A 22,259-nucleotide genomic window follows, 5' to 3' on the forward strand; every position below is an offset into this window, starting at 1 on the left:
GCCACGACGCCGAAATGTCACCCAATAATCGGTCCCACGCAAAGCACAGTGCCTCTTTTTACTGCTCCTCGTTCAGTCGAGATGTGCTTTGATAAGCGGCAAAATGCCGCAATCACAGTTTTTCCCTACCACGCCGGAGCGATTCGTTGTTGGCTGTGCTGCGGGTCGCGCGATGACCTGGGTGTGCGAGTCGAGCATGGGACGGACCGGACCGGCCGGTGCGGCGCTTGCGGCGGCGAGGAGCGTCGTCCTCCTCCTGTGCCTCGTCCTCGGGCCGGGACCGGCGGCGGCGCAGGGCCGCGCGGTGGTCCTCGAAGCGAGCCCGCGCATCGCTCTCGTCATCAGCAACTCGGCCTATTCGGGCGGGGGTGATCCCCTCGGGACCAACCGCTCCGCCCGCCTCGTCGCGGAGGAGCTGGACCGGCTCGGCTTCGTGGTGGAGGCCGGGGAGAATCTCACCAAGGCGCAGATGCAGCAGCGCGTCGCCGAGGTCGCGGCCCGGATCGGGCGCAGCTCCGTGGTGGTGTTCTTCTACAACGGCTACGCGATCCGCTCGGGCCAGCAGAATTTCCTGATCCCGGTCGGGGCCAGCGTGCGCTCCGAGGTTCAGGTGCGCCAGGAGGGGCTCGACCTCGACTCGATCCTCGCCGAGTTCACCCGCCGCGGGGCGGCGACCCGGATCGTCATCGTGGACGCGGCCCGGCGCAACCCGTTCGAGGAGACGTTCCGGCGCCCGCCCGAGGGCTTGGCGGCCCTCGACATGCGCGACGGCACGCTGGCGATCTTCAGCGCCGCCCTCGACAAGCCGCCGGAGGAGGCCGACGACGGCGGCCTGTTCGTGCGCGAGCTCCTGCGCCAGATCGCGGCCCCGGGCGTCAGCGCCGAGCAGGGCTTCGCGCGCACCCGGATGGCGGTGGCGCGGGCGACCGGGGCGCGGCGCGTGCCCTGGGTCTCCTCCTCCCTCCTCGACGACGTCTTCTTCGCGACGCCGGGCGCGGCGCCTCGCCCGCCGCCCGCCGGCCCGCCGCCGGTGGCCGAGGCGCCCTCCCCGCCCCCGGCCTCCGAGCGCGCGGCGGGCGAGGGGCCGAGGCCGGGCGAGACCTTCCGCGACTGCCCGACCTGCCCGGAACTCGTCGTGGTGCCGGCGGGCGACTTCGTGATGGGCGGGGACGCGGAGTACGAGAAGCCCGCCCACCGGGTGACGATCCGGCGCCCCTTCGCGATCGGCCGGCACGAGGTGACCTTCGCGCAGTGGGATGCCTGCGTGGCCGCGGGCGGCTGCAAGGGCGACATCGACGACCACGGCTTCGGGCGCGGCGACCGACCGGTCATCGACGTGAGCTACGACGACGTGCAGGGCTACCTGCGCTGGCTGTCCGCGCAGACGCGCCGGACCTACCGCCTGCCGAGCGAGGCGGAGTGGGAATACGCGGCCCGCGCGGGCGCGACCTCGCCGTTCTGGTGGGGGCCGGCGGTGGGCAGCGGGCGGGCGAATTGCGAGGATTGCAGCCAGGCTCCGTCCCACCGCACCGTCGCGGTGGGCTCGTACCGCCCCAACGCCTTCGGGCTGTTCGACACCGCCGGAAACGCCGCCGAGTGGGTCGAGGATTGCTGGAACATGAGCTACCGGGGGGCGCCGACCGACGGCGCGGCGTGGCGCACGGGCCAGTGCGACCTGCGCGTCCTGCGCGGCGGCTCCTTCACGGCCCGCTCGGCGCTCCTGCGCTCGGGCTCGCGCTTCCGCTACGACCACGACATCCGCTACTACGCCAACGGGTTCCGGGTGGTGCGGGAGCTCCCCTGATCCGCACCGGGCCGGGGCCGGCCTGCGCCACATCGCCCCTTGCGGCGGGCCGGGCGGCGGGGGATGGGCAGGCTTTCGTCCCCGAGGAGCCCCCGATGTCCCCCGAATCCGCCGCCCCGTCGCCCGAGGAGGCCGTCGCCGCGATCAGCCGCTGGCTCTCGGTCGAGAGCCCGACCCACCACGCGGCCGGGGTCAACCGGATGATGGACCTCGTCGCCGACGAGGCCGAGGCGACCGGCATCCCGTGGGAGCGGATCGGCGGCACGCAGGGCCTCGGCGACAGCCTGATCCTGCGGGCCGGGCCGCGGACCGGGGAGCCCGCCCTCCTGGTCCTGTCGCACCTCGACACGGTCCATCCGGTCGGCACCCTGGCGGAGCTGCCGGTGCGGGTCGAGGGCGACCGGCTCTACGGGCCGGGCGTGTACGACATGAAGGGCGGGGCGTGGCTCTGCCTGCAGGGCTTCATCGCCGCGGCGAAGGGCGGGCAGGCCCGGCGGCCCCTCGTCTTCCTGTTCACGAGCGACGAGGAGATCGGCTCGCCGACGACCCGCGGGCTGATCGAGGATCTGGGGCGGCGGGCCGAGGCGGTGCTGGTGACCGAGCCCGGCCGGGACGGCGGCCGGGTGGTCACGGGCCGCAAGGGCGTCGGGCGCTTCGACATCCACGTGGAGGGGCGCCCCGCCCATGCCGGCAGCCGCCACGCGGAGGGGCGCAACGCGATCCGCGAGGCCGCCCGGCTGATCCTGGAGATCGAGGCCCTGACCGACTACGCGCGCGGCATCACCACCACGGTCGGGCTGGTCCAGGGCGGCACCGCCGAGAACGTGGTGCCGCAGCATTGCCGCTTCACCGCGGACCTGCGGGTGGTGACGGAGGAGGACGGGCGGGCCTGCGTGGCGCGCCTCCGCGGCCTGCAGGCCGCGCCCGACTTCACCGTGACGGTGACCGGCGGCATGAACCGCCCGCCCTATCCGCGCTCGGACCTGACCGGCCGGCTCTTCGCGCAGGCGCGCGCCATCGCCGAGCAGGAGCTCGGCCTCGCCCTCGGCGAGGTGCCGCTGACGGGCGGCGGCTCGGACGGGAACTTCACGGCGGCGCTCGGCGTGCCGACCCTCGACGGCCTCGGCATCGACGGGGACGGCGCCCACACGCTGTGGGAGTACGGCCTGATCTCCTCCATCGCGCCGCGGCGGCGGCTGATGCAGCGGATGCTGGAGACGCTGTGATCCGAAATCCGACGGATTGCGTCGCAATGCGGATGTCGGCTTCGCTCAAGCGCCGCGCCGGCTCGTGATCCGACGGATTGCGTCGCAATGCGGATGTCGGCTTCGCTCAAGCGCCGCGCCGGCTCGTGATCCGACGGATTGCGTCGCAATGCGGATTTGGCGCAGCCCGCGCCCCGTCCGGGCCCCCTCGGGGTCCGGGAACGAAGGGCCGGGCCGTCACGCCGCCCGCGTCGCCGGCCGGTCCTCCACGAGGGCGACCACCTCGTCCCAGCGCGACAGGAAGGCCCACACGCAGGCCGGGTCGAAATGCCGGCCCGCCTCCTCCTCCAGGAAGGACCGGGCCCGGTCGAGCGGCCAGCCCGGCTTGTAGACCCGGTCCGAGATCAGCGCGTCGAACACGTCCGCCACCGCGGTGATGCGGCCCGGCAGCGGGATCGCCTCGCCTTTCAGGCCGCGCGGGTAGCCGGTCCCGTCCCAGCGCTCGTGGTGGGTCAGCGCGATCTCGGCGGCGAGGCGCAGGAGCCGGGACGGGCTGTCGCTCAGCATCCGGTAGCCGCGCAGGGCGTGCTCCATCATCTCGACCCGCTCGGCCTCGCTCAGGGGCCCGGGCTTGCGCAGGATCGCGTCCGCCACCCCGATCTTGCCGATGTCGTGCATGGTCGAGGCCAGCGCGATGTCGTTCGCCTCCTCCTCCGGGAGGCCGAGCCCGTCCGCGATGGCGATGACGCAGCCGGCCACCCGGGTGAGGTGGCCGCCCGCCTGATCGTCCCGGTACTCCGCCGCCAGCATCAGGCGGTGGATGATCTCCCGCTCCCGCTGGGCGCTCTGCGCGTGCACCCGCCGCATCTCGCGGGCGAGGTCCTCCGCCTCCGCGGCGCCCGCCTGGGCCCGGGACAGGGCGACGAGGTTGCGGGCGCGGATCTGCAGGTCGAACCCGTCGAGGGGCGGCAGCACCACGTCGGTGGCGCCCGCTTCGAGGGCGCGCCGCCGCGCCGCGGCCGGCTCGCCGCTGCCCAGCACCATCAGGGAGGTGCGCACGAGGTGCGGCAGGCGGCGCAGGTCGCGCACGAGGCCGATCGCGTCGAGGCGGGGCCCGTCCTCGATCAGCACGAGGTCGGTGCCCTGATCCGCCAGGGCGCTGCGGGCGGCCTCGGCCTCGCCGAGGACCAGGGTGGCGTAGGCGGGGGCGAAGAGGCGCGAGAGCTGCGCCGGATCCGGCCGTGCCGTGACGATGACGACGGAGGGGTCCGCGGCGGAAGTCATGGCGTGTCTGGGATCCCATGCCGGGCCGTCGGGTGCGGCGGCATCAGCGAAATGTCGCCGAGTTTGCTGAAGCGATCTTTAAAGCATGTTTTGGCGGTCAGATGGCGAAATCGCTGCCGCTGGGCAGGTCCGGGAAGATCCTGGCCGCCTCGGCCCGTCGGCAGAGCTCCTCCACCGTCACCGCGTCGAGGGTCGCGAGGAAGGCCTGCCCGGCCGCCGCGAGGAGCGGGTCGATCAGCCCCGCCGCCGGCGCCGGCCTGCCCGCCTCGCCGTCGCCGAGGGCCAGCACCGCCCTGGCGATGTCGCCGACGCGGATGCGGCGGCGCTCGCGGGCGAGTTCGTAGCCGCCATGCGGGCCGCGCAGGCCCTTGAGCAGCCCGTGCCGGACCAGGGCCTGCAGCACCGTCTCGAGGTGGCGCGGGGGCAGGCCGTGGCGGGCCGCGAGCGCCCGGGCGCTGACCGCCTGCGGCCGGGCGTGGAGCGCGATGTCGATCACCGCCGCCACCGCGAGCGCGAGGCGCGGGGGCGCCAGCGCCGGCGGGGCCGCGCCGGCGGGCTCCTGCGGGCTGGTCGAGGCCTCCCCCATCGCGCCCTCAGTGCCGCCCCGTCGAGCCGAACCCGCTCTCCCCCCGCGCCGCCGCCTCGCCCGAGAAGGTCTCGACGAGGCGCAGGGCCGGCCGGGTCACCCGGGTGAAGACGAGCTGCGCCACGCGCTCCCCCGGCGCGATGGTGAGCGGCCGGGACGCGCCCGGCGGGTTGCGGTTCCAGAGCGAGAGCATCAGGGGCCCCTCGTAATCGGCGTCGATCACCCCGACCGTGTTGCCGAGGACGAGCCCCTCCCGGTGGCCGAGCCCCGAGCGGGGACAGACCAGGCCGCACCAGCCGGGATCGCGGATCGCCACCGCGAATCCGGCCGGCACCAGGACCGGGGCGGCCTGCGGGGCGAGCGTCAGGGGCGCGTCCAGGCAGGCGTGCAGGTCGAGCCCCGCCGCCTGCGCCGAGCCCCAGCGCGGGAACCCCCACCCGGAGAGACGCGGATCGAGGAGGCGGATCTCGACCGCGAGGTCGTCGGGCCCGGTCATGCGCCGCCCCGCCACCGCATTCCGCCCCGGTGCCGCGGTCGGGCGCATCGGCCGGAGGGCAGGTCGGGCATGGGCGAGCCTCGCGCTGGCATCGCCCGGCGGCGCGCCGGATCCGGCGCGGACGATGCGGTCAGGTATCCGGTGATGGGCGCGGCCCGGCCGGGCCGCCCCGCGGCGCCCTTATGCCCCGGCCGCGCGCCCGCGGCTACACCCCCGGGAGGGGGAGCCGGCCTCAGCCGAGCCGCGCGGCGAGGGTGCGGGCGAAGGACTCGATATGCGCCGTCATGGCCGCCGCGGCGTCCGACGGGGAGCGCCGGGCGAGGGCGTCGCGGATCGCCGCGTGCTCCACCGCCACCTCCGCGAGGTGCTGGCCGGTGCCGAGGGACAGGGCCCAGAAGCGCACCGATCGGCCGTGCAGCCCGTCCAGCACCTCGGCCAGGACGCGGTTGCCGCTCGCCGCGGCGATCGCCGCGTGGAAGCGCCGGTCGGCCTCGATGATCGGGTCGAGGTCGGGCGAGGGCGCGGCCGGGGCCTCGGCCAGCACCGCGTCGAGCCGGGCCAGATCCGCCGCGCCGATCCGCTCGGCCGCCCGCGCCGCGCAGGCCGGCTCGGTCAGCCGGCGCACCTCGACGAGCTGCGCGAACTCGTCCATCGAGAGCGGCTGCACCAGGACGCCCTTGCGGGGCAGGATCCGCACCAGCCCCTCGTGCATCAGCCGGTGCAGCGCCTTGTTCACCGGCGTGCGTCCGATGCCGAATTCCGCGCAGAGGGCCGCCTCGTTGAGCGCCTCGCCGGGCTTCAGCCGGAGGGCCAGGATGTCGCCCTTCAGGCGCCGGTAGGCCCGCTCGTTCTCCGAGATAATGGGGGGATCGCCCGCTCTCATCCGCTCACCGCTCCCGCAGCGCGGCCGCGCCATAGCACGGTTTGTGAAATTTCACAGGCATGCTAATTGCGAGGCCAAGCGCCGATCGGCCCCGTCCGGGCGGGGGGAGAAGAGCGCGGGAGAAGTGCGATGATGCGGGGAGACGAGGTGAGCGCGGCCGAGCTGGAGGAGGGTTACCGCGGGGCGACCCTGCGGCTGATCCCCTTCCTGGTGATCCTGTTCATCCTGGCCTGGATCGACCGGGTGAATGTGGGCTTCGCCAAGCTGCAGATGCTGACCGACCTGCGGTTCAGCGAGGCGGTCTACGGCTTCGGGGCGGGGATCTTCTTCGTCGGCTACTTCCTGTTCGAGGTGCCGAGCAACCTGCTCCTGGAGCGCATCGGCGCGCGCCGGACGCTGGCGCGGATCACCATCCTGTGGGGGCTCGCCTCGATGGGCCTCGCCTTCGTGCGCGACGAGTGGACGTTCTACGCCGTGCGCTTCCTGCTCGGCGTGTTCGAGGCGGGCTTCTTCCCGGGCGTGGTCCTCTACCTGACCTACTGGTTCCCGAGCGCCCGGCGCTCGCGCATCAACGGCCTGTTCATGACCTCCTTCGCGGTGGCCGGGATCGTCGGCGGGCCGGTGGCCGGGCTGATCATGGGCACGATGGGGGGCGTCGGCGGCCTCGCCAACTGGCAGTGGCTGTTCATCCTGGAGGGGATCCCCTCGCTCGTCGCCGGGCTCGCGGTGCTCGCCTGGCTGCCGGACCGGCCCGAGAGCGCGCGCTGGCTTCCCGCGCCGGTCGCCGCCGCCATGAGCGCGGCGGTGGCGGCGGAGGGCCGCGCGGCCGGCAAGGAGGCGCATCTCGGGGCGGCCCTGCGCGACGGCCGGGTCTGGCTCTGCGCGCTGATCTACTTCTGCATCGTCAGCGGCAACGCCACCATCGCGTTCTGGACGCCCTCGATCATCAAGGAGATCGGCGTGCGCGACCCGATCGCCATCGGCCTCCTCTCGGCAATCCCCTTCGTCGCCGGCACGGCCGCGATGGTCTGGAACGGCGCGCATTCCGACCGCCGCCGGGAGCGGCGCCTGCATTGCGCCGGCGCGAGCCTGGTCGCCGCCGCGGGCCTCGCGGCGACGGGCGCCCTGATCGGCCAGGCCGTCCCCGCGCTGGCGGCCCTCACGGTCGCGGCGATCGGCATCCTGGCGGCCTTCCCGGTCTTCTGGGCGCTGCCGCAGACCTTCCTCTCCGGCACCGCCGCGGCGGGCGCCATCGCGGCGATCAACGCGATCGGCAACCTCGCGGGCTTCGCCGCGCCCTCCATGATCGGCCTGTCGACCTCCCTCACCGGCTCGTCCAGCGGCGGGCTCACCGTCGTGGCCGGCCTCGAACTCCTGGCCGCCATCCTGGTCTTCGGCTTCGCGCGCTGGCAGGAGGAATCCGCGCCCGAACCGGCCATTCCATGAGGAACCCCGCGATGCTGACCTTCCACCGCAGCGCCCGCGGGCGCGAGGACCGGATCGCCATCGAGCCCGAATCCGTGGTGATCGCCGGCTGGGCCGGGAGCGACGAGGCGGCGATCCGCCACCACATCGAGGAACTGGCGGCGATCGGCGTGCCGCGCCCCTCGGCGGTGCCGGTCTATTACCGGGTCGCGGCCCAGACCCTCACGCAGGCGGCGCGCCTCGTCGTGCTCGGTCCCGACACCTCCGGCGAGGCCGAGCCGGTGGTGGTCTCGCTGGCGGACGGGCTCTGGCTCGGGCTCGGCTCCGACCACACCGACCGCAAGGCCGAGACGCTCGGCATCGCCCTCTCGAAGCAGCTCTGCGGCAAGCCGATCGGCACCGGCCTGTGGCGCCTCGACGAGGTCGAGCCGCACTGGGACGCCCTGGTGCTGCGGGCCTACGCGACGATCGACGGCGCGCGGGTGCTCTACCAGGAAGGCGCGCTCGCCGGCCTGCGCCGCCCGAGCGACCTCCTGGCACGCCGGCCCGGCGGCCCGGACCTGCCGCCCGGCAGCGTGATGTTCGGCGGCACCCTCGCGGCCATCGGGGGCATCCGGCCGGCCTCGCGCTTCGAGATCGAACTGGAGGATCCGGTGCGCGGAATGCGCCTCGGCCACGCCTACGACGTCAAGGTGCTGCCGGTCGTGTCCTGAGGCGGCGGGAGCGGCAGGGGATGCTAGCCGGGGCGGAGATCGTCGCCACCGCCGCCAAGATGGCGGCGAGCGCGGCCGTGGTGGTGGTCGCCGCCCGGGCGGTCGAGCGCGCCGGGCCCCTCGTGGCGGCGATGATCGCGACGCTGCCGCTCTCGGCCGGGCCCGCCTACCTGTTCCTCGCCCTGGAGCACGGGCCGGATTTCCTGCGCGCGAGCGCCGTCGCCAGCCTGCCGGCCATCGCGGCGACCGGGATCCTGATCGTGGTCTACGCCGCCCTGGCCCGCCGCGGCGGGCTCGCCCTCAGTCTCGGGGCGGGGCTCCTGGCCTGGGGCGCGGCCGCCACGGCCCTGCGCCAGCTCGCGCCCGGCCTCGCCCCGGCGGCCGGCCTCGCCGCCCTGGCGCTCCTCGCCTGCATGGCGGCGGGGCGGGCGATCCGCCCCGCCCGGCCGGTGCCGCGGCGGCCCGGACGGCCCCGCGACGTGGCGATCCGGGCCGGGATCGTCATGGGCCTCGTCGGCCTCGTGCTGCTGGCCGGCCGGGTGGCGGGTCCGGGCCTCGCCGGTCTGCTGGCGCTGGCCCCGGTCGTGATGGTGAGCCTCGCGCTGATCCTGCATCCGCGCCTCGGCGGGGAGGCGAGCGCCGGCGTGCTGGTCCTCGGCCTGCCCGGACTCCTCGGCTTCGTGGCGGCCCTCACGATCCTCGCCCTGACGGTGGAGCGCCTGGGGGCGGCCTTCGGCCTGACGCTGGCGCTCCTCGTGACCCTCGCCTGGAACGGGGGCATCCTGCTCCTGAACCGCCTCTGGCCCTCTCGCCCCTCGGAGACCGTCCCGTGAACCCGACCCCCGCGAGCCCGACCCCCGTGCGCGACGACCTCGAGCGCCGCCTCGCCGCCATCGGCGAGGAGGCGGGGCGCCACGTCTTCACCCGCGTCGCCGCCCGGCAGGCCCGCGCCGAGGCCGACGCCGCCGATGCGCGGCGCCGGGCCGGGCTCTCCCTCGGGCCGCTCGACGGCGCCATCGTGTCGATCAAGGACCTGTTCGATGTCGCGGGCGAGCCGACCACGGCGGGCTCCGCCATCCGGTGCGCCAGCCCGCCCGCCGCCGCGGACGCGCCGGTCGTGGCGCGGCTGCGCCGGGCGGGCGCCGTGATCGTCGGCAAGACCAACATGACGGAATTCGCCTTCTCGGGGCTCGGCCTCAACCCGCATTACGGGACCCCGGGCAACGCCGCCGATCCGGCCCGGCTGCCGGGCGGCTCCTCCTCGGGCGCGGGGGTCTCGGCGGCCCTCGGCACCAGCGACGTCGCCATCGGCACCGACACGGGCGGGTCGGTGCGGATCCCGGCCTCCCTCAACGGGGTCGTCGGGTTCAAGCCCACCGCCCGGCGCGTGCCCCTGGCGGGCGCCTTCCCGCTGAGCCCCTCCCTCGACTCGATCGGGCCGCTCGCCCGCAGCGTCGCGGCCTGCGCGGCGGCCGACGCCGTGATGGCCGGGGAGGAGCCGGCGCCGCTGCGCCCGCCCGCCCTCGCCGACCTGCGCATCGGCGTGCCCCGCGGCCTCCTCTTCACCGACACGGATCCGGGCGTGGCGGCCGACGTCGAGGCCGCGCTCGGCCGCCTCGCGGCGGCGGGCGCCCGCATCGCCGACATGACGATCGACGACCTGCTGGAGCGCTTCGCCCTCGCCACCGCGGCGGCGCCCATCGCCTCGGTCGAGGCCTACGAGGTCCATGCCGACTGGCTCGATCGCGAGGGGGCCGGGATGGATCCGCGGGTGCGGGTGCGCATCGAGCGCGGGCGCCCGGTCGGCGCGGCGGCCTACCTGCGCATGATGCGCGCCCGGGCCGAGCTGATCCGGGCCTGCGACGCGCGCCTGCTGCCCTTCGACGCCGTCGCCCTGCCCACCACCGCGATCCCGGCGCCGACCATCGCCTCGGTGGCCGAGGACGACGAGGCCTTCTCGCGCACCAACGTCCTGATGCTGCGCAACACCATGGTGGGCAACCTGTTCGACCTCACCGCGCTGTCGCTGCCGCTGCCGGGCCGCGCCCTGCCGGCGGGGCTGATGCTGCTCGCCCGCCACGGCCACGACCGGCGCCTGCTCGAGATCGGGGCCGCGATCGAGGCCTGCCTCGGCTGACGGGCAGCCCGCGCGGCCGCCCCGGCCCGCGCCGGGATTCCCCCGCTTCCGTTGGGGCCGGGGGCCGCTATGGTGGCCGGCGCGCCGCAAGGCCGCTCCCGGTCCCAAACGGAAGATCGCCCCGATGCCCCACGCCCCCCTCCGCCGGTGCCTCGCCGCGCTCCTGCTCGGCGCCCTGCCCCTCGCCGCCCCCGCGCTGGCCCTCGAAGCGCCGCAGCCCGAGGCGGCCGCCCCTTCCGCCGCCCGCAAGGCGAGCATCGTGATCCTGGCCACCGGCGGCACCATCGCCGGGGCGGGCGCCGATGCCAGCAACAGCGCCACCTACCAGGCCGCCAAGGTGCCGGTGGATAAGCTCATCGCCGCCGTGCCGGCGCTCGGCGAAGTCGCCGCCGTGCGGGGCGAGCAGGTCTTCCAGATCGCCTCCGAGAGCTTCACCAACGCGCAGCTCGTCACCCTCGCCAAGCGCGTGGCCGACCTCGTGAAGCGGGACGACGTCGACGGCGTCGTCGTTACTCACGGCACCGACACCCTGGAGGAGACCGCCTACTTCCTCGACCTCGTCGTGCCGACCGACAAGCCGATCGTGGTGGTGGGCTCGATGCGGCCCTCGACCGCCCTCTCGGCCGACGGCGCCCTCAACCTCATGGACGCGGTCGCCACGGCGGCCTCGCCGGATTCCCGCGGCAAGGGCGTCCTCGTCACCATGAACGACGAGATCCAGGCCGGCCGCGACGTGACGAAGCGCGTCAACATCAAGCCGAGCGCCTTCTCCAGCCAGTGGGGGCCGCTCGGCATGGTGGTCGAGGGCAGGACCTACTATTTCCGCGCCCCGGTGAAGCGGCACGGCACCAGCTCGGAATTCGACATCGCGGCGATCGACGCGCTGCCCGAGGTGGCGATCGTGTACGGCGCGGGCAACATGAACCCCTCCCCCTACGCGGCGGCCGTGCAGGCGGGCGCCAAGGCGATCATCCACGCGGGCACCGGCAACGGCTCGGTGGCCGGCTACCTCGTCGACACCCTCAGGGACCTGCGCCAGCGCGGCACGGTGATCATCCGCTCGTCGCGGGTCGGCGACGGGTTCGTCCTGCGCAACGCCGAGCAGCCCGACGACCGCTACGACTGGGTCGTCGCCCACGACCTCAATCCGCAAAAGGCAAAGATCCTGACCGCCGTCGCCCTCACGCGCACCAGTGACAGCAAGGAGCTGCAGCGCATCTTCTGGCAGTACTGACCGGTGAAATCGGGGCCGGAGGCCATCCCCCCTTGGGTCGCCCCGGCCCGCTCGTCTTGAGACGGCGTTAATCAACCTGCGCGATGGTGCGGCGGACTGAGAACTACCCGCCCGCGCCCCGGACGGGCCATCGCGCAGGGGACGTCATGCACATCGTCGTCGTCGATCCGAGCCGGGTCGTGCTGAAGGTGATCGGCGGGCTGCTCGACCCGCGCGGCCACACCGTGAACACCTTCACGGATTCGCGCGAGGCGCTCGACTACGTGACCGCCAACGAAGCCGTCACGGCGCTGATCACCAGCCTGGAGGTGCGGCCGCTGACCGGGCTCGAACTGTGCTGGTCGGCCCGCCTGCTGGCGGAGGCGCACCGCCCCCTCTACATCATCGCGATGTCCTCGGCCCGCAACGCCCGCAACCTCGCCGAGGTGCTCGACAGCGGCGCCGACGACTTCATCGACAAGCCCCCGGGCGGCGAGGAGCTCTACGCCCGGCTGCGGGCCGCCGAGCGCGTGACCCGGATGCAGCGCGAGCTGATCCGCCTCGCCGAGACCGACTCGCTCACGGAACTCCTGAACCGCCGCGCCTTCGTGCAGCGGGTGGCCGAGATCGCCGGGCGCGCGGGCAACCATGGCAAGCTCGCCCTCGTCGTCGCGGACATCGACAATTTCAAGCGCATCAACGACGAGCACGGCCACGCCCTCGGCGACGTCGCCATCCAGGGCGTGGCGACCGCCCTCTCGGAGGTGCCGGATTCGCTGGTCGGGCGCCTCGGCGGCGAGGAATTCGGCGTCGCCCTCCCGGGCCGGAGCCTGGAGGAGGCCGAGGCCATCGCCAACCGCCTGCGGCTGCGCTGCACGCAGCTGCGCTTCAAGGGCCGGCACGGCCCGGTCCAGCTCAGCTGCAGCTTCGGGGTGAGCGCGTGGTCGGAGGGCGAGACGATCGAGGGCCTGCACAAGCGGGCCGACATCGCCCTCTACGAGGCGAAGGCGACCGGGCGCAACCGCGTGGTCTCCGCCTTCACGGACCTCGTCCTCGCCCGCGCGGGCTGAGGCCCCTCGGTAAACGCCCACGATAGCGCCGCCCCCCGGTGAGCGCCTATCGAGGGCGCGGTCATCGCCCGTCCGTTCCGAACTGGCACAGGTGCCGGGCGCCCATCCCGGAACGTTCCCGCATGCGAGCCCGACTTCGCCGGACAGAACCGGCCTCGCGGGTCGCGCGTAAACCATAGCAACCGACAATTTCCCTTGAGTCTCCTTGCGGCGCGGTCCGCCGCGCCGCGGTTGGAACGCCGCTTGATCATCACACTCCGTCAACCAGGCGCGTGTGCCGCGCCGAGACGGAGGCAGAACGGCATGAGTGACGCCGTGAATGTGCTGATTATCGACGAGCCGCCGGATCTCGGGGCGGCCTTCCGCGCAACGCTGGAACATCATCCCGAGCTTCGGACGCTGGATGAATCCGGCCTGCGCGCGGGCTCCGGGGGCCTGCTGCTCGACGGCGTCGCCCTCGTCTTCTCCGCGCGGAGCGCGAGCGCCGTCGCGGCGCTGCGGGAGCGCCACCCGCGCCTGAAGGTGCTGGTCGCCTTCCTGGCCGCCGACGCGGCGACCCTGACCCAGCTCGCCGCGTCGGGCGCCGACGCCTTCGTGGCGCGCTCGGCCTCGCCGCGGGAGATCTGCGCCGCGATCCTGGCCCTCGCCCGCGGCATGCCGCTCGGCGGCGCGGTCCCGGAGGCGGTCGGGACCGAGGAGGTGGCCGCGAGCCTCGGCCTCACCCCCCGGGAGGCCGAGGTGCTGCGCTTCCTCAGCGCCGGGTTCAGCAACAAGGAGGTGGCGCGCCGCCTCACCGTGAGCGTGCGCACCGTCGAGACGCATCGCCTCAACCTGCGCCGCAAGACCAAGACCGGGCGGCTCAAGGACCTCGTCCAGCTCGCCCGGCAGATGGGCCTCGCGCCGGTGATCGACACCGAGCCGTCGAGCCATCGGCCGGCCGTGGCGGGCCGCAGCGCGCGCCACGGCAGCTCGTCCCACGCGGCGGCCCCCCATTGAGGCGGGGCCGCCGCGGAATGGCCGGAGCGGCCCGTCAGGCCGCCCGGCGGGCAGCCGCGCGGGTCCTGCCCGCTCCCTTGCGACTCCTCTGCGCCGCGGGCCCCTCGGCGGGCGCGTCCGCCGCCAGCCGCCCCTGGAGCAGAGCCAGCACGGCGGTCTCCTCCGGCCGCAGCCGGTGGATGTCCTCCCGCAGCTCCGCCTCGATCTCGTCGCGCGCCCGCAGCAGGAAGCTCCCTTCGAGGTAGGAGCCGAGGATCTCCGGGTGGATGTAGCACTTGCGGCAGATCGTCGGCGTGTTGCCGAGCCGCTCGGCCACACGCTCGATGGCGCTGCGCACGTTGCGCTTGGCCGCCGCCTGGCTGTCGAAGGTCTCGAATTCCCGCAGCGCCAAGGCCGCCAGCACCGTGCCCGACCAGGTGCGGAAATCCTTGGCAGTGATGTCCCGGCCGGTGATCTCCCGCAGGTAGGCGTTGACGTCGGCCGAGGTCACGTCGCGCTGCACCCCGTCCTCGTCGAGGTACTGGAACAGCTCCTGGCCCGGCAGGTCCTGGCAAGCCTTCACGATCTTGGCCACGCGCCGGTCGCGCAGGGCCAGCTGCCAGACCTTGCCGCTCTTGCCCTTGAAGCGGAATTTCAGCTCCGCGCCCTCGACGTTCACGTGCGGGTCGCGCAGGGTCGTGAGCCCGAAGGAGCGGTTGGCGCGGGCGTAATCGTCGTTCCCGACCCGGATCAGCGTGGTCTCCAGCAGGTGGACCACCGTGGCGAGCACCTTCTCCCGCGGCAGGCCCCGCCGGCCCATATCCTCCTGCACCCGCGCCCGCAGGGCCGGCAGCGCCCGCGCGAAGTCCATCATGTGGGCGAACTTGGTCGAGTCCCGCGCCTCCCGGAACTGCGGATGGTAGCGGTACTGCTTGCGGCCGCGATCGTCCCGCCCCGTCGCCTGGATGTGCCCGTTGGGATGCCGGCAGATCCAGACATCCGTGTAGGCCGGCGGGATCGCCAGGGCCCTGATGCGCTTGAGCACCGCCTCGTCGCGGACCGGCCGGCCGTCCGGGTCGATGTAGCGGAAGCCGCGCCCGTTGCGCTTGCGGCGATAGCCGGGCTCCTCGTCGCTGACGTAGCGCAGCCCGATCTCGCGGGCGGCCTCGCGCGGGTCGGCGCGACCCTCCGGCGCGGACGGCGCGGTCTCGGGATCCGACGGCATGCGGGGCCTCGCTCGGCAGGACGCAACGGGTGGATGCTCAACCGTGGCGTGCCGCGGCGGGTTCCTGCGGCGGGATGGTCGGGGCGGGCAGGATGCCGCCGCAGCCTCGCGGCGACCCGCCGCGCGCCGGCGCGCGGGCGAGGCGTCCCGTCCGACCTTCCGGCCCGCCGGCGGTTTCCCCCGGCGGTCCTCCGGGTTAGGGAGGCGGGCGAGAGCAGGAGAGCCGCGTGACCGCAGCCGAAGGCCAGAAGACCATCGCGTTCGTCGTCACGGAGGATTGGTTCTTCGCCTCGCACTTCCTGCCCATGGCCCGGGCCGCCGTCGCGGCCGGGCACCGGGTCGCGGTGGTGACGCGGGTGCGCGACCATCGCGGCGCGATCGAGGCCGCGGGCGCCCAGGTGGTGGCCCTGGAGGCCGAGCGGTCGAGCCTGAACCCGATGAGCGCGGGCTACGCCGCAGGCCAGCTCGCCGCGCTGCTGAAGGCCCTGCGGGCCGACCTCGTGCACTGCGTCGCGCTGCGCGGCATCCTGGTGGGCGGCGCCGCCGCCGCCCTCGCCGGCATCCCCCGGCGCGTCTACGCGCTCACCGGGCTCGGCCTCCTGGGCGCCCGGCAGGACCGCGCCGCGCGCCTCGCCCGGGGGGCGCTGCGCCACCTGATCCGCGGGCCGCTGGAGACCCGGGCGACCCGCTACCTCGTGGAGAATCCCGACGACGCGGCGCTCCTCGGCCTCGACCCGGCCGGGAGCCGCGTCACCCTGGTGGGCGGCGCCGGGGTCGATCCGCGGGCCTTCGCGCCGACGCCGCTGCCGCCCCTGCCGCCCCTGCGGGTCGCCCTCGTCGCCCGCATGCTGTGGTCGAAGGGCGTCGACACCGCCGTGGAGGCCGTGCGCCTCGCCCGCGCCGGCGGCGCGCCGGTCGAACTCGCCCTCTACGGGGCGCCCGACCCCTCGAACCGCCGGGCGATCCCGGAGGCGACCCTGCGGGGCTGGGCCGGCGACGGCGTGGCGTGGCACGGGCCGACCGCGGACGCGGCCGGCGCCTACGCGGCCGCGCAGGTCGGCTGCCTGCCCTCCCGCGGCGGCGAAGGCCTGCCCCGTACCCTGCTCGAAGCCGCCTCCTGCGGCCGGGCCATCGTCACCACGGACGTGCCGGGCTGCCGCACCCTCGTGCGCGACGGGATCGAGGGCCGGCTCGTCCCGCCGGACGACCCCGCCGCCCTCGCGGCCGCCCTGGCGCGCCTCGCCGCCGACCCGGCGCGGGTCGCCGCCATGGGCGAGGCCGCGCGCCGGCGCATCCTCGAGGGCGGCTTCACCGAGGAGGCGGTGGCCTCGGCGGTCGCCCGCCTCCACGCCGCGATGCTCGCGTGACGCCGCGCCCCGTCCCGGATCCGGAGGCGTCCGCCATGCGCGAGCCGCTGCGCTTCATCCGGGCCAACACCGCCCTGCGGCCGGTCCCGCACGCGCCGGAGATCCGCCTCCACGTCGCCGACGAGGCCACGGAGCTGTGGAGCCGCACCGAGGAGGAGCTGGGCGAGATCGGCCTGCCCCCGCCCTTCTGGGCCTTCGCCTGGGCGGGCGGCCAGGGGCTCGCCCGCTACGTCCTCGATCACCCCGAGACGGTGCGGGGCGCCCGGGTGCTCGACTTCGCCTCCGGCTCCGGCCTCGTCGCCATCGCGGCCGCGCGCGCGGGCGCCGCCGCCGTCGAGGCGAGCGACCTCGATCCCTTCGCGCTGGCGGCGATCGGCCTCAACGCCGCCGAGAACGGCGTCGCCGACCGGGTCCGGGCCGTCGCCGGCGACCTCATCGGCCGCGACGAGGGCTGGGACTGCGTGCTCGCCGCCGACATCTTCTACGAGCGCGACCTCGCGGCCCGGGTCGGCGACTGGCTCGCCGCCCTGCAGGCGAGGGGGGCCCGCGTCCTCCTGGGGGATCCGGGCCGGGCCTACCTGCCGACGGCGCGGCTCGACAGGCTCGCCACCTACGCGGTGCCGGTGAGCCGCGCCCTGGAGGATGCCGAGATCAAGCGCACCGGGGTGTGGCGCTTCGCGCCGGACGGCGCCTGACGCCGACGGCCGTGTCCGTCGGCCGTCGGCTCCGGTCTCGAATCGCCGCCAAGGTGAACGTGTCTCGCCGAGCCGATGGCTCGTGTCGCGCATGCGAGAGGGCCGACGGCCCGGTGCGTCGACATCCGGGGCCGCCGGAACGAGGCGAGTCATTCGACATCCGACGGATTGCGTCGCCATGCGGATGTCGGCTTCGCTCAGGCGCCGCGCTCGGGCGCCGCGCGGGCTCGTGATCCGGGATCCGCTGCGATCAAGCGGATCACCCGTACATGGCGCGCAGGTCGAGGCTGCTCTCGCGCCCGACCGCGTCGAAATGCTGGTCGAGCCACGCCCGCGCGGCCGCGCGCCCGGCGTCGCGCAGGCGCAAGAGGAACGGCCACTGCGCCTTGAGCTTCGTCGCCGCGGTGTAGTCGTCGAGTTCGCCGCTGCCGTCGATCCGGTGCAGCCGCAGCGGCCGGTAGCCCTCGGTCGCCAGCGCCCCCTCGTCGACCAATCCCTGCACGAAGTCGATCGCCCGCAATTCCCGCAGGAGATTGCCGTTGAAGGTGATCTCGTTCAGGCGGTCGCGTATCTCCTGGGGCGTGCGCGGCGTCTCGCGCCGCTCGACCGGGTTGATCTGGATCAGCAGGATGTCGCGGGTCTCGGCCCCGTGATAGAGGGGGTAGAGGGGCGGGTTGCCGAGATAGCCCCCGTCCCAGTAGGGCACGCCGTCGATCTCCACCGCCTGGAACACGGTCGGCAGGCAGGCCGAGGCCATGACGTGGTCGGCCGTCAGGTCGCGGCCCTCGAAGACCGCGATCTTGCCCGTCCAGACATTGGTGGCCGAGATGAAGAGCGGCGGCGCGTTCTCGCGGCGCAGCGCCTCGAAATCCACCGTGTCGGTCAGCGCCCGCTTGAGCGGGTTGATGTTGAGCGGATTGGCCGCGTAGGGGCTGGCGAGGCTCGCCCAGACCTCGGCGAGCGGGGTGCGCCGCCACAGGCGCAGCATGCCGTCGAAGGCGCGCTGCTGGCTGCGCGGCAGGTCGCCGTCGAGGCTCACCTCCCGCCAGAAGGCTTCGAGCTGCGCCCGCGCGCCCTCGGGCCCGTCCTTCAGCCAGCCATGCGTCATCACCACGGCGTTCATCGCCCCGGCGCTCGCCCCGGTGATCGCCTCGAAGGCGAGGCGGCCGTCCTCGATCAGGGCGTCGAGCACGCCCCACGTGAAGGCGCCGTGGGCGCCGCCGCCCTGCAGGGCGAGGGCGATGCCCTTCTCGGCCCGCGGCCCCGCGAGGCGCCGGCCGGGCGACGCGTCCGGGCGGCTCCCGGGATCGCGGGCGGCCTCGACGCCGACCGGATCGGCCCCGACGGGGCCGGCGGAGGCGACGGCGACGGAGAGGCGGGTTCTGTCGAGCGTGTCGGTCATGGCCTGCCACCGATTGTTGCGATGCAATACAAGATGGTGCGATGCACAGGCGGCGCAAGCCTCCCGCCCGGTCGGCGCCTCGACAGGAGAGGGGCGATAGGTCATGAAGCGGGCGGGCCTCTCGGGGCCATCTGCCCGGGCGGGCCTCGCGCGGCCGGGAGGATGAGGCGTGCGCGCCGTCACAGACTTGACGCCGGCCGCGCGCAGGATCAGCTAAACCGCTTGACGCCGGAGCGGGAACCGCCCGGCACGAGGGATCCGATGCAACCCATGGAAGCTTCCGCCGCGCCCGAGATCGCAGGCCCGGCGCCCCGGCACGGCACCGTCGGCGTGCGGATCGGCGAGGGCGAGGGCGCCGTCACGATCGGCGGCGGCGCGCCCATCGTCGTCCAGTCGATGACGAACACCGACACGGCGGACGTCGACGCCACCGTGGCGCAGGTCGCCGCGCTCGCCCGCGCCGGCTCCGAGATCGTGCGCATCACCGTCGACCGCGACGAGGCCGCCGCCGCGGTGCCGAAGATCCGCGAGCGCCTGGACCGCATCGGCGTCCACGTGCCCCTCGTCGGCGACTTCCACTACATCGGCCACAAGCTCCTCTCCGACCACCCGGCCTGCGCCGAGGCGCTCGCCAAGTACCGGATCAATCCGGGCAACGTCGGCTTCAAGGAGAAGAAGGACCTCCAGTTCTCGACCATCGTCGAGATGGCGGCCCGGTACGGCAAGGCCGTGCGCATCGGCGCGAACTGGGGCTCCCTCGACGAGGCGCTCCTCACCCGCCTGATGGACGAGAACGCCCGCAGCGAGCGACCGGTCGATGCCCGCGCGGTGATGCGCGAGGCCATGGTGCAGTCCGCCCTCCTCTCCGCCGACCGGGCGGTCGAGATCGGCCTGCCGAAGGACCGCATCGTGCTCTCCGCCAAGGTCTCGGCGGTGCAGGACCTGATCGCGGTCTACCGCGAGGTCGCCCGCCGCTCGGACTACGCGATCCACCTCGGCCTGACCGAGGCCGGCATGGGCACCAAGGGCATCGTCGCGGCCTCGGCCGCCATGGGCGTGCTCCTGCAGGAGGGCATCGGCGACACGATCCGCTACTCGCTCACCCCGGAGCCCGGCGGCGACCGCACCGTGGAGGTGAAGGCCGCCCAGGAACTGCTCCAGACGATGGGCTTCCGCACCTTCGTGCCCCTCGTCGCCGCCTGCCCGGGCTGCGGGCGCACCACCTCGACGGTGTTCCAGGAACTCGCCCGCGACATCCAGAACTGGATCGCGACCTCGATGCCGGAATGGCGCAAGACCTATCCGGGCGTCGAGACCCTGAACGTGGCGGTGATGGGCTGCATCGTGAACGGCCCGGGCGAATCGAAGCACGCCGACATCGGCATCTCGTTGCCGGGAACCGGCGAGAGCCCCTCCGCCCCCGTCTTCATCGACGGCAAGAAGGCGATGACCTTGCGCGGGGCCACCCTTGCCAAGGATTTCGAAACCATCGTCATCGATTACATTGAGCGCCGATTCGGCCAGGGCCGGCGGAGCGCGGCGGAGTAACCTTGCGCCGCCCCGGCGGCGCAACGCGCGGACGGGGCGGAAAGCTAGGCATGTGCACAGCCGCGTGCTATGATCCGGGCGATTTCGAGGCCGGGTTCGCCACGCGCCCGGCCCCCAAAGGCCTCGTGCCGCCGAATGGCCCTGACCCATGCCCGGCGGCCCCTGCCGCTCGCGGGCGGACCCTCGATCAGCTATGACGCAGTCAGCCGCACCCGCGGGTGGGCGCCCCGGCGCCCCGCCCGAATCCCTGACCCCGCCGAGCGGCGGTCCGCCCACCCCCGCCGGCAGCGTCGATGAGCCCGAGGGCCACGTCGCGACCCACGCGAAGTTCTGGACGCTGTTCATCGGCTCGATCGGCGTCGTCTACGGCGACATCGGCACGAGCCCGCTCTACGCCTTCCGGGAGGCCCTGGCCCCCGGCCGCGCCGACGGGGTGCTGAGCCAGGAGGAGGTGCTGGGCACCGTCTCGCTGCTGCTCTGGGCGCTGATCCTGATCGTCACCATCAAGTACGTCCTGCTGCTTCTGCACATGGACAACAAGGGCGAGGGCGGGATCCTTTCGCTGATGGCGCTCGCCCGCAAGGCGCTGGGCGGCTCGCGGACCGTCTTCCTGCTGGGGCTGCTCGGGGCCGCCCTGTTCTACGGCGACGCCATCATCACCCCGGCGATCTCGGTGCTCTCGGCGGTGGAGGGCCTGAAGCTCGTCACGCCGGCCTTCGACCACTACGTGCTGCCGATCACGATCGCCATCATCGTGCCGCTCTTCCTGGTGCAGAGCCGCGGCACCGGGCGGATGGCGAGCTTCTTCGGGCCGATCACGCTGGTCTGGTTCCTCGCCATGGCGGTGGCGGCGGTGCCGCACATCCTGCGCCGGCCGGACGTGCTGCTCGCCCTCAACCCGCTGCACGCGGCGACCTACCTGGTCAGCCACGGCGCCGGCGCCCTGGTGGTGCTCGGCGCAGTCTTCCTGGCGGTGACGGGGGCCGAGGCGCTCTTCGCCGATCTCGGCCATTTCGGCCGCCGGCCGATCCAGGCCGCCTGGAGCGCGGTGGTGGGGCCGTCCCTGGCCATCAACTATCTGGGCCAGGCGGCCCTGGTCCTGACCTACCCGGACGCGTCGGACCCCTTCTTCCAGCTCGTGCCGGAATGGGCGCTGCTGCCGATGGTGATCCTCGCCACCGCCGCCACGGTGATCGCCAGCCAGGCGGTCATCACCGGCGCCTTCTCGCTGTCGCGCCAGGCGGTGCAGCTCGGCCTGCTGCCGCGGCTGGAGATCCGCCACACCTCCGAGGCGCATTCCGGCCAGATCTTCCTGCCGCAGATCAACCTGCTGCTGATGGTCGGCGTCGTGGTGCTGGTCTTCCTGTTCCGCTCGTCGAGCGCCCTGGCCTCGGCCTACGGCATCGCGGTGACCGGCACGATGCTGATCACGGCGAGCCTCGCCTTCCTGGTCCTGTGGCGCTTCTGGAACTGGTCGCCGCTGGCGGCCGGCGCCGTCATGGTGCCGTTCATCGCCATCGAGATCATGTTCCTGGTCTCGAACCTGCTCAAGGTCTTCGAGGGCGGCTACGTGCCCCTGATGCTGGCCGGCGTGCTGCTGCTGCTGATGTGGACCTGGGTGCGCGGGGTCACGATCCTGTTCAACAAGACCCGCAAGACCGATGTGCCATTGGTCGAGCTGGTCAGCATGCTGGAGAAGAGCCCGCCCCACCACGTCAAGGGCACGGCGGTGTTCCTGACCAGCGACCCCGAGACCGCCCCGGCGGCTTTGCTGCACAACCTCAAGCACAACAAGGTGCTGCACGAGAAGAACGTCGTGCTCACCGTGAAGACGATCGACCTGCCGCGCCTCGCCGATGCCGACCGGATCCGCATCGAGCCGATGGGCCCGCATTTCTGGCGGGTGGTGATGAAGTTCGGCTACATGGAATCGCCGAACATCCCGAAAGGGCTGGCGCTGCTGCGCAAGCAGGGCTTCAAGTTCGACATCATGGCGACGTCGTTCTTCCTGTCCCGCCGCTCGATCCGGCCGGCCGCGCAATCCGGCATGCCGCTCTGGCAGGACCGCATCTTCATCGCCCTCGCCCGCAACGCCAACGACGCGACCGACTTCTTCCAGATCCCGACCGGGCGCGTGGTCGAAGTCGGCACGCAGGTCACGGTGTAGGGCGAGGCGCGCCGCCCCCCGCCCGTCCTCGGGGGCGTTGCGGGCACCGGTCGGCGCAGGCCCG

19 protein-coding genes are annotated in these 22,259 nt (G+C 73.9%); 13 read left to right on the top strand and 6 right to left on the bottom strand.

Translation table 11 applies throughout. From position 1 onward, the window contains the following. The first annotated feature begins 196 nt into the window (after positions 1–196). A complete protein-coding gene (locus MET2598_RS0111985; RefSeq protein WP_157182136.1) occupies positions 197–1,804 on the top strand; it encodes an SUMF1/EgtB/PvdO family nonheme iron enzyme in 1,608 nt (535 codons plus the stop codon). 95 nt (positions 1,805–1,899) lie between these two features. Beyond that, positions 1,900–3,030, top strand: coding sequence for a M20 family metallopeptidase (locus MET2598_RS0111990; RefSeq protein WP_012334747.1), 1,131 nt, complete (start codon positions 1,900–1,902; stop codon positions 3,028–3,030). 216 nt (positions 3,031–3,246) lie between these two features. On the opposite strand, the gene MET2598_RS0111995 is transcribed toward MET2598_RS0111990, so the two are convergent. The 4 genes from MET2598_RS0111995 to MET2598_RS0112010 form a co-directional block, all read right to left on the bottom strand. Then, on the bottom strand, positions 3,247–4,293 hold the full coding sequence (locus tag MET2598_RS0111995; protein WP_018260991.1) for an HD-GYP domain-containing protein: 1,047 nt from the start codon (positions 4,291–4,293) through the stop codon (positions 3,247–3,249). Between the two features lie 97 nt (positions 4,294–4,390). After that, positions 4,391–4,879: an RrF2 family transcriptional regulator gene (locus MET2598_RS0112000; RefSeq protein WP_012334749.1), complete on the bottom strand. Its 489-nt coding sequence runs from the start codon at positions 4,877–4,879 to the stop codon at positions 4,391–4,393. Positions 4,880–4,886: 7 nt separating this feature from the next. Continuing rightward, the gene (gene dut, locus MET2598_RS0112005; RefSeq protein ID WP_012334750.1) at positions 4,887–5,375 is read right to left on the bottom strand and encodes a dUTP diphosphatase; all 489 of its coding nucleotides are present in this window, start codon (positions 5,373–5,375) and stop codon (positions 4,887–4,889) included. Between the two features lie 232 nt (positions 5,376–5,607). After that, positions 5,608–6,258 carry a GntR family transcriptional regulator gene (locus MET2598_RS0112010; RefSeq protein WP_012334751.1) on the bottom strand — a complete coding sequence of 217 codons (651 nt, stop codon included), beginning with the start codon at positions 6,256–6,258 and terminating at the stop codon, positions 5,608–5,610. 129 nt (positions 6,259–6,387) lie between these two features. Here MET2598_RS0112010 and MET2598_RS0112015 point away from each other — a divergent pair, with 129 nt between their 5' ends. From MET2598_RS0112015 to MET2598_RS0112045, 7 genes are all read left to right on the top strand, one after another. Continuing rightward, on the top strand, positions 6,388–7,704 hold the full coding sequence (locus tag MET2598_RS0112015; RefSeq protein WP_012334752.1) for an MFS transporter: 1,317 nt from the start codon (positions 6,388–6,390) through the stop codon (positions 7,702–7,704). 11 nt (positions 7,705–7,715) lie between these two features. Beyond that, the gene (locus MET2598_RS0112020) at positions 7,716–8,396 is read left to right on the top strand and encodes a DUF2848 domain-containing protein (protein WP_018260992.1); all 681 of its coding nucleotides are present in this window, start codon (positions 7,716–7,718) and stop codon (positions 8,394–8,396) included. A gap of 20 nt (positions 8,397–8,416) precedes the next feature. After that, positions 8,417–9,229: a hypothetical protein gene (locus MET2598_RS0112025; RefSeq protein WP_012334754.1), complete on the top strand. Its 813-nt coding sequence runs from the start codon at positions 8,417–8,419 to the stop codon at positions 9,227–9,229. Further along, a complete protein-coding gene (locus MET2598_RS0112030; RefSeq protein ID WP_018260993.1) occupies positions 9,226–10,533 on the top strand; it encodes an amidase in 1,308 nt (435 codons plus the stop codon). Before MET2598_RS0112025 ends, MET2598_RS0112030 begins: the two co-directional genes overlap by 4 nt. A 124-nt stretch (positions 10,534–10,657) precedes the next feature. Further along, on the top strand, positions 10,658–11,767 hold the full coding sequence (locus MET2598_RS0112035) for an asparaginase (protein ID WP_018260994.1): 1,110 nt from the start codon (positions 10,658–10,660) through the stop codon (positions 11,765–11,767). A 146-nt stretch (positions 11,768–11,913) separates the two neighbouring features. Further along, positions 11,914–12,816 (top strand): GGDEF domain-containing protein, encoded by a 903-nt coding sequence (locus tag MET2598_RS0112040; RefSeq protein ID WP_012334757.1) that lies wholly within the window; start codon positions 11,914–11,916, stop codon positions 12,814–12,816. Positions 12,817–13,119: 303 nt separating this feature from the next. Further along, positions 13,120–13,812, top strand: coding sequence for a response regulator transcription factor (locus tag MET2598_RS0112045; protein ID WP_018260995.1), 693 nt, complete (start codon positions 13,120–13,122; stop codon positions 13,810–13,812). 34 nt (positions 13,813–13,846) lie between these two features. On the opposite strand, the gene MET2598_RS0112050 is transcribed toward MET2598_RS0112045, so the two are convergent. Next, on the bottom strand, positions 13,847–15,016 hold the full coding sequence (locus MET2598_RS0112050) for a DNA topoisomerase IB (RefSeq protein WP_012334759.1): 1,170 nt from the start codon (positions 15,014–15,016) through the stop codon (positions 13,847–13,849). A gap of 227 nt (positions 15,017–15,243) precedes the next feature. Between MET2598_RS0112050 and MET2598_RS0112055 the strand changes: the two genes are divergently transcribed. Both MET2598_RS0112055 and MET2598_RS0112060 read left to right on the top strand, forming a co-directional pair. Then, entirely contained in the window at positions 15,244–16,383 is a 1,140-nt protein-coding gene (locus MET2598_RS0112055) for a glycosyltransferase (RefSeq protein ID WP_018260996.1), read from the top strand. A gap of 35 nt (positions 16,384–16,418) precedes the next feature. Then, positions 16,419–17,078, top strand: a complete 660-nt coding sequence (locus MET2598_RS0112060) for a class I SAM-dependent methyltransferase (protein ID WP_018260997.1) — start codon at positions 16,419–16,421, stop codon at positions 17,076–17,078. 259 nt (positions 17,079–17,337) lie between these two features. On the opposite strand, the gene MET2598_RS0112065 is transcribed toward MET2598_RS0112060, so the two are convergent. Beyond that, a complete protein-coding gene (locus MET2598_RS0112065) occupies positions 17,338–18,480 on the bottom strand; it encodes a patatin-like phospholipase family protein (RefSeq protein WP_036270760.1) in 1,143 nt (380 codons plus the stop codon). A gap of 261 nt (positions 18,481–18,741) precedes the next feature. Between MET2598_RS0112065 and ispG the strand changes: the two genes are divergently transcribed. Both ispG and MET2598_RS0112075 read left to right on the top strand, forming a co-directional pair. Continuing rightward, positions 18,742–20,028, top strand: a complete 1,287-nt coding sequence (ispG, locus tag MET2598_RS0112070; RefSeq protein ID WP_026190681.1) for a flavodoxin-dependent (E)-4-hydroxy-3-methylbut-2-enyl-diphosphate synthase — start codon at positions 18,742–18,744, stop codon at positions 20,026–20,028. A gap of 193 nt (positions 20,029–20,221) precedes the next feature. After that, the gene (locus tag MET2598_RS0112075; RefSeq protein ID WP_012334764.1) at positions 20,222–22,195 is read left to right on the top strand and encodes a potassium transporter Kup; all 1,974 of its coding nucleotides are present in this window, start codon (positions 20,222–20,224) and stop codon (positions 22,193–22,195) included. The last annotated feature ends 64 nt before the right edge of the window (positions 22,196–22,259 follow it).

It is taken from the genome of Methylobacterium sp. WSM2598 (genome assembly GCF_000379105.1).
Lineage (GTDB): Bacteria > Pseudomonadota > Alphaproteobacteria > Rhizobiales > Beijerinckiaceae > Methylobacterium.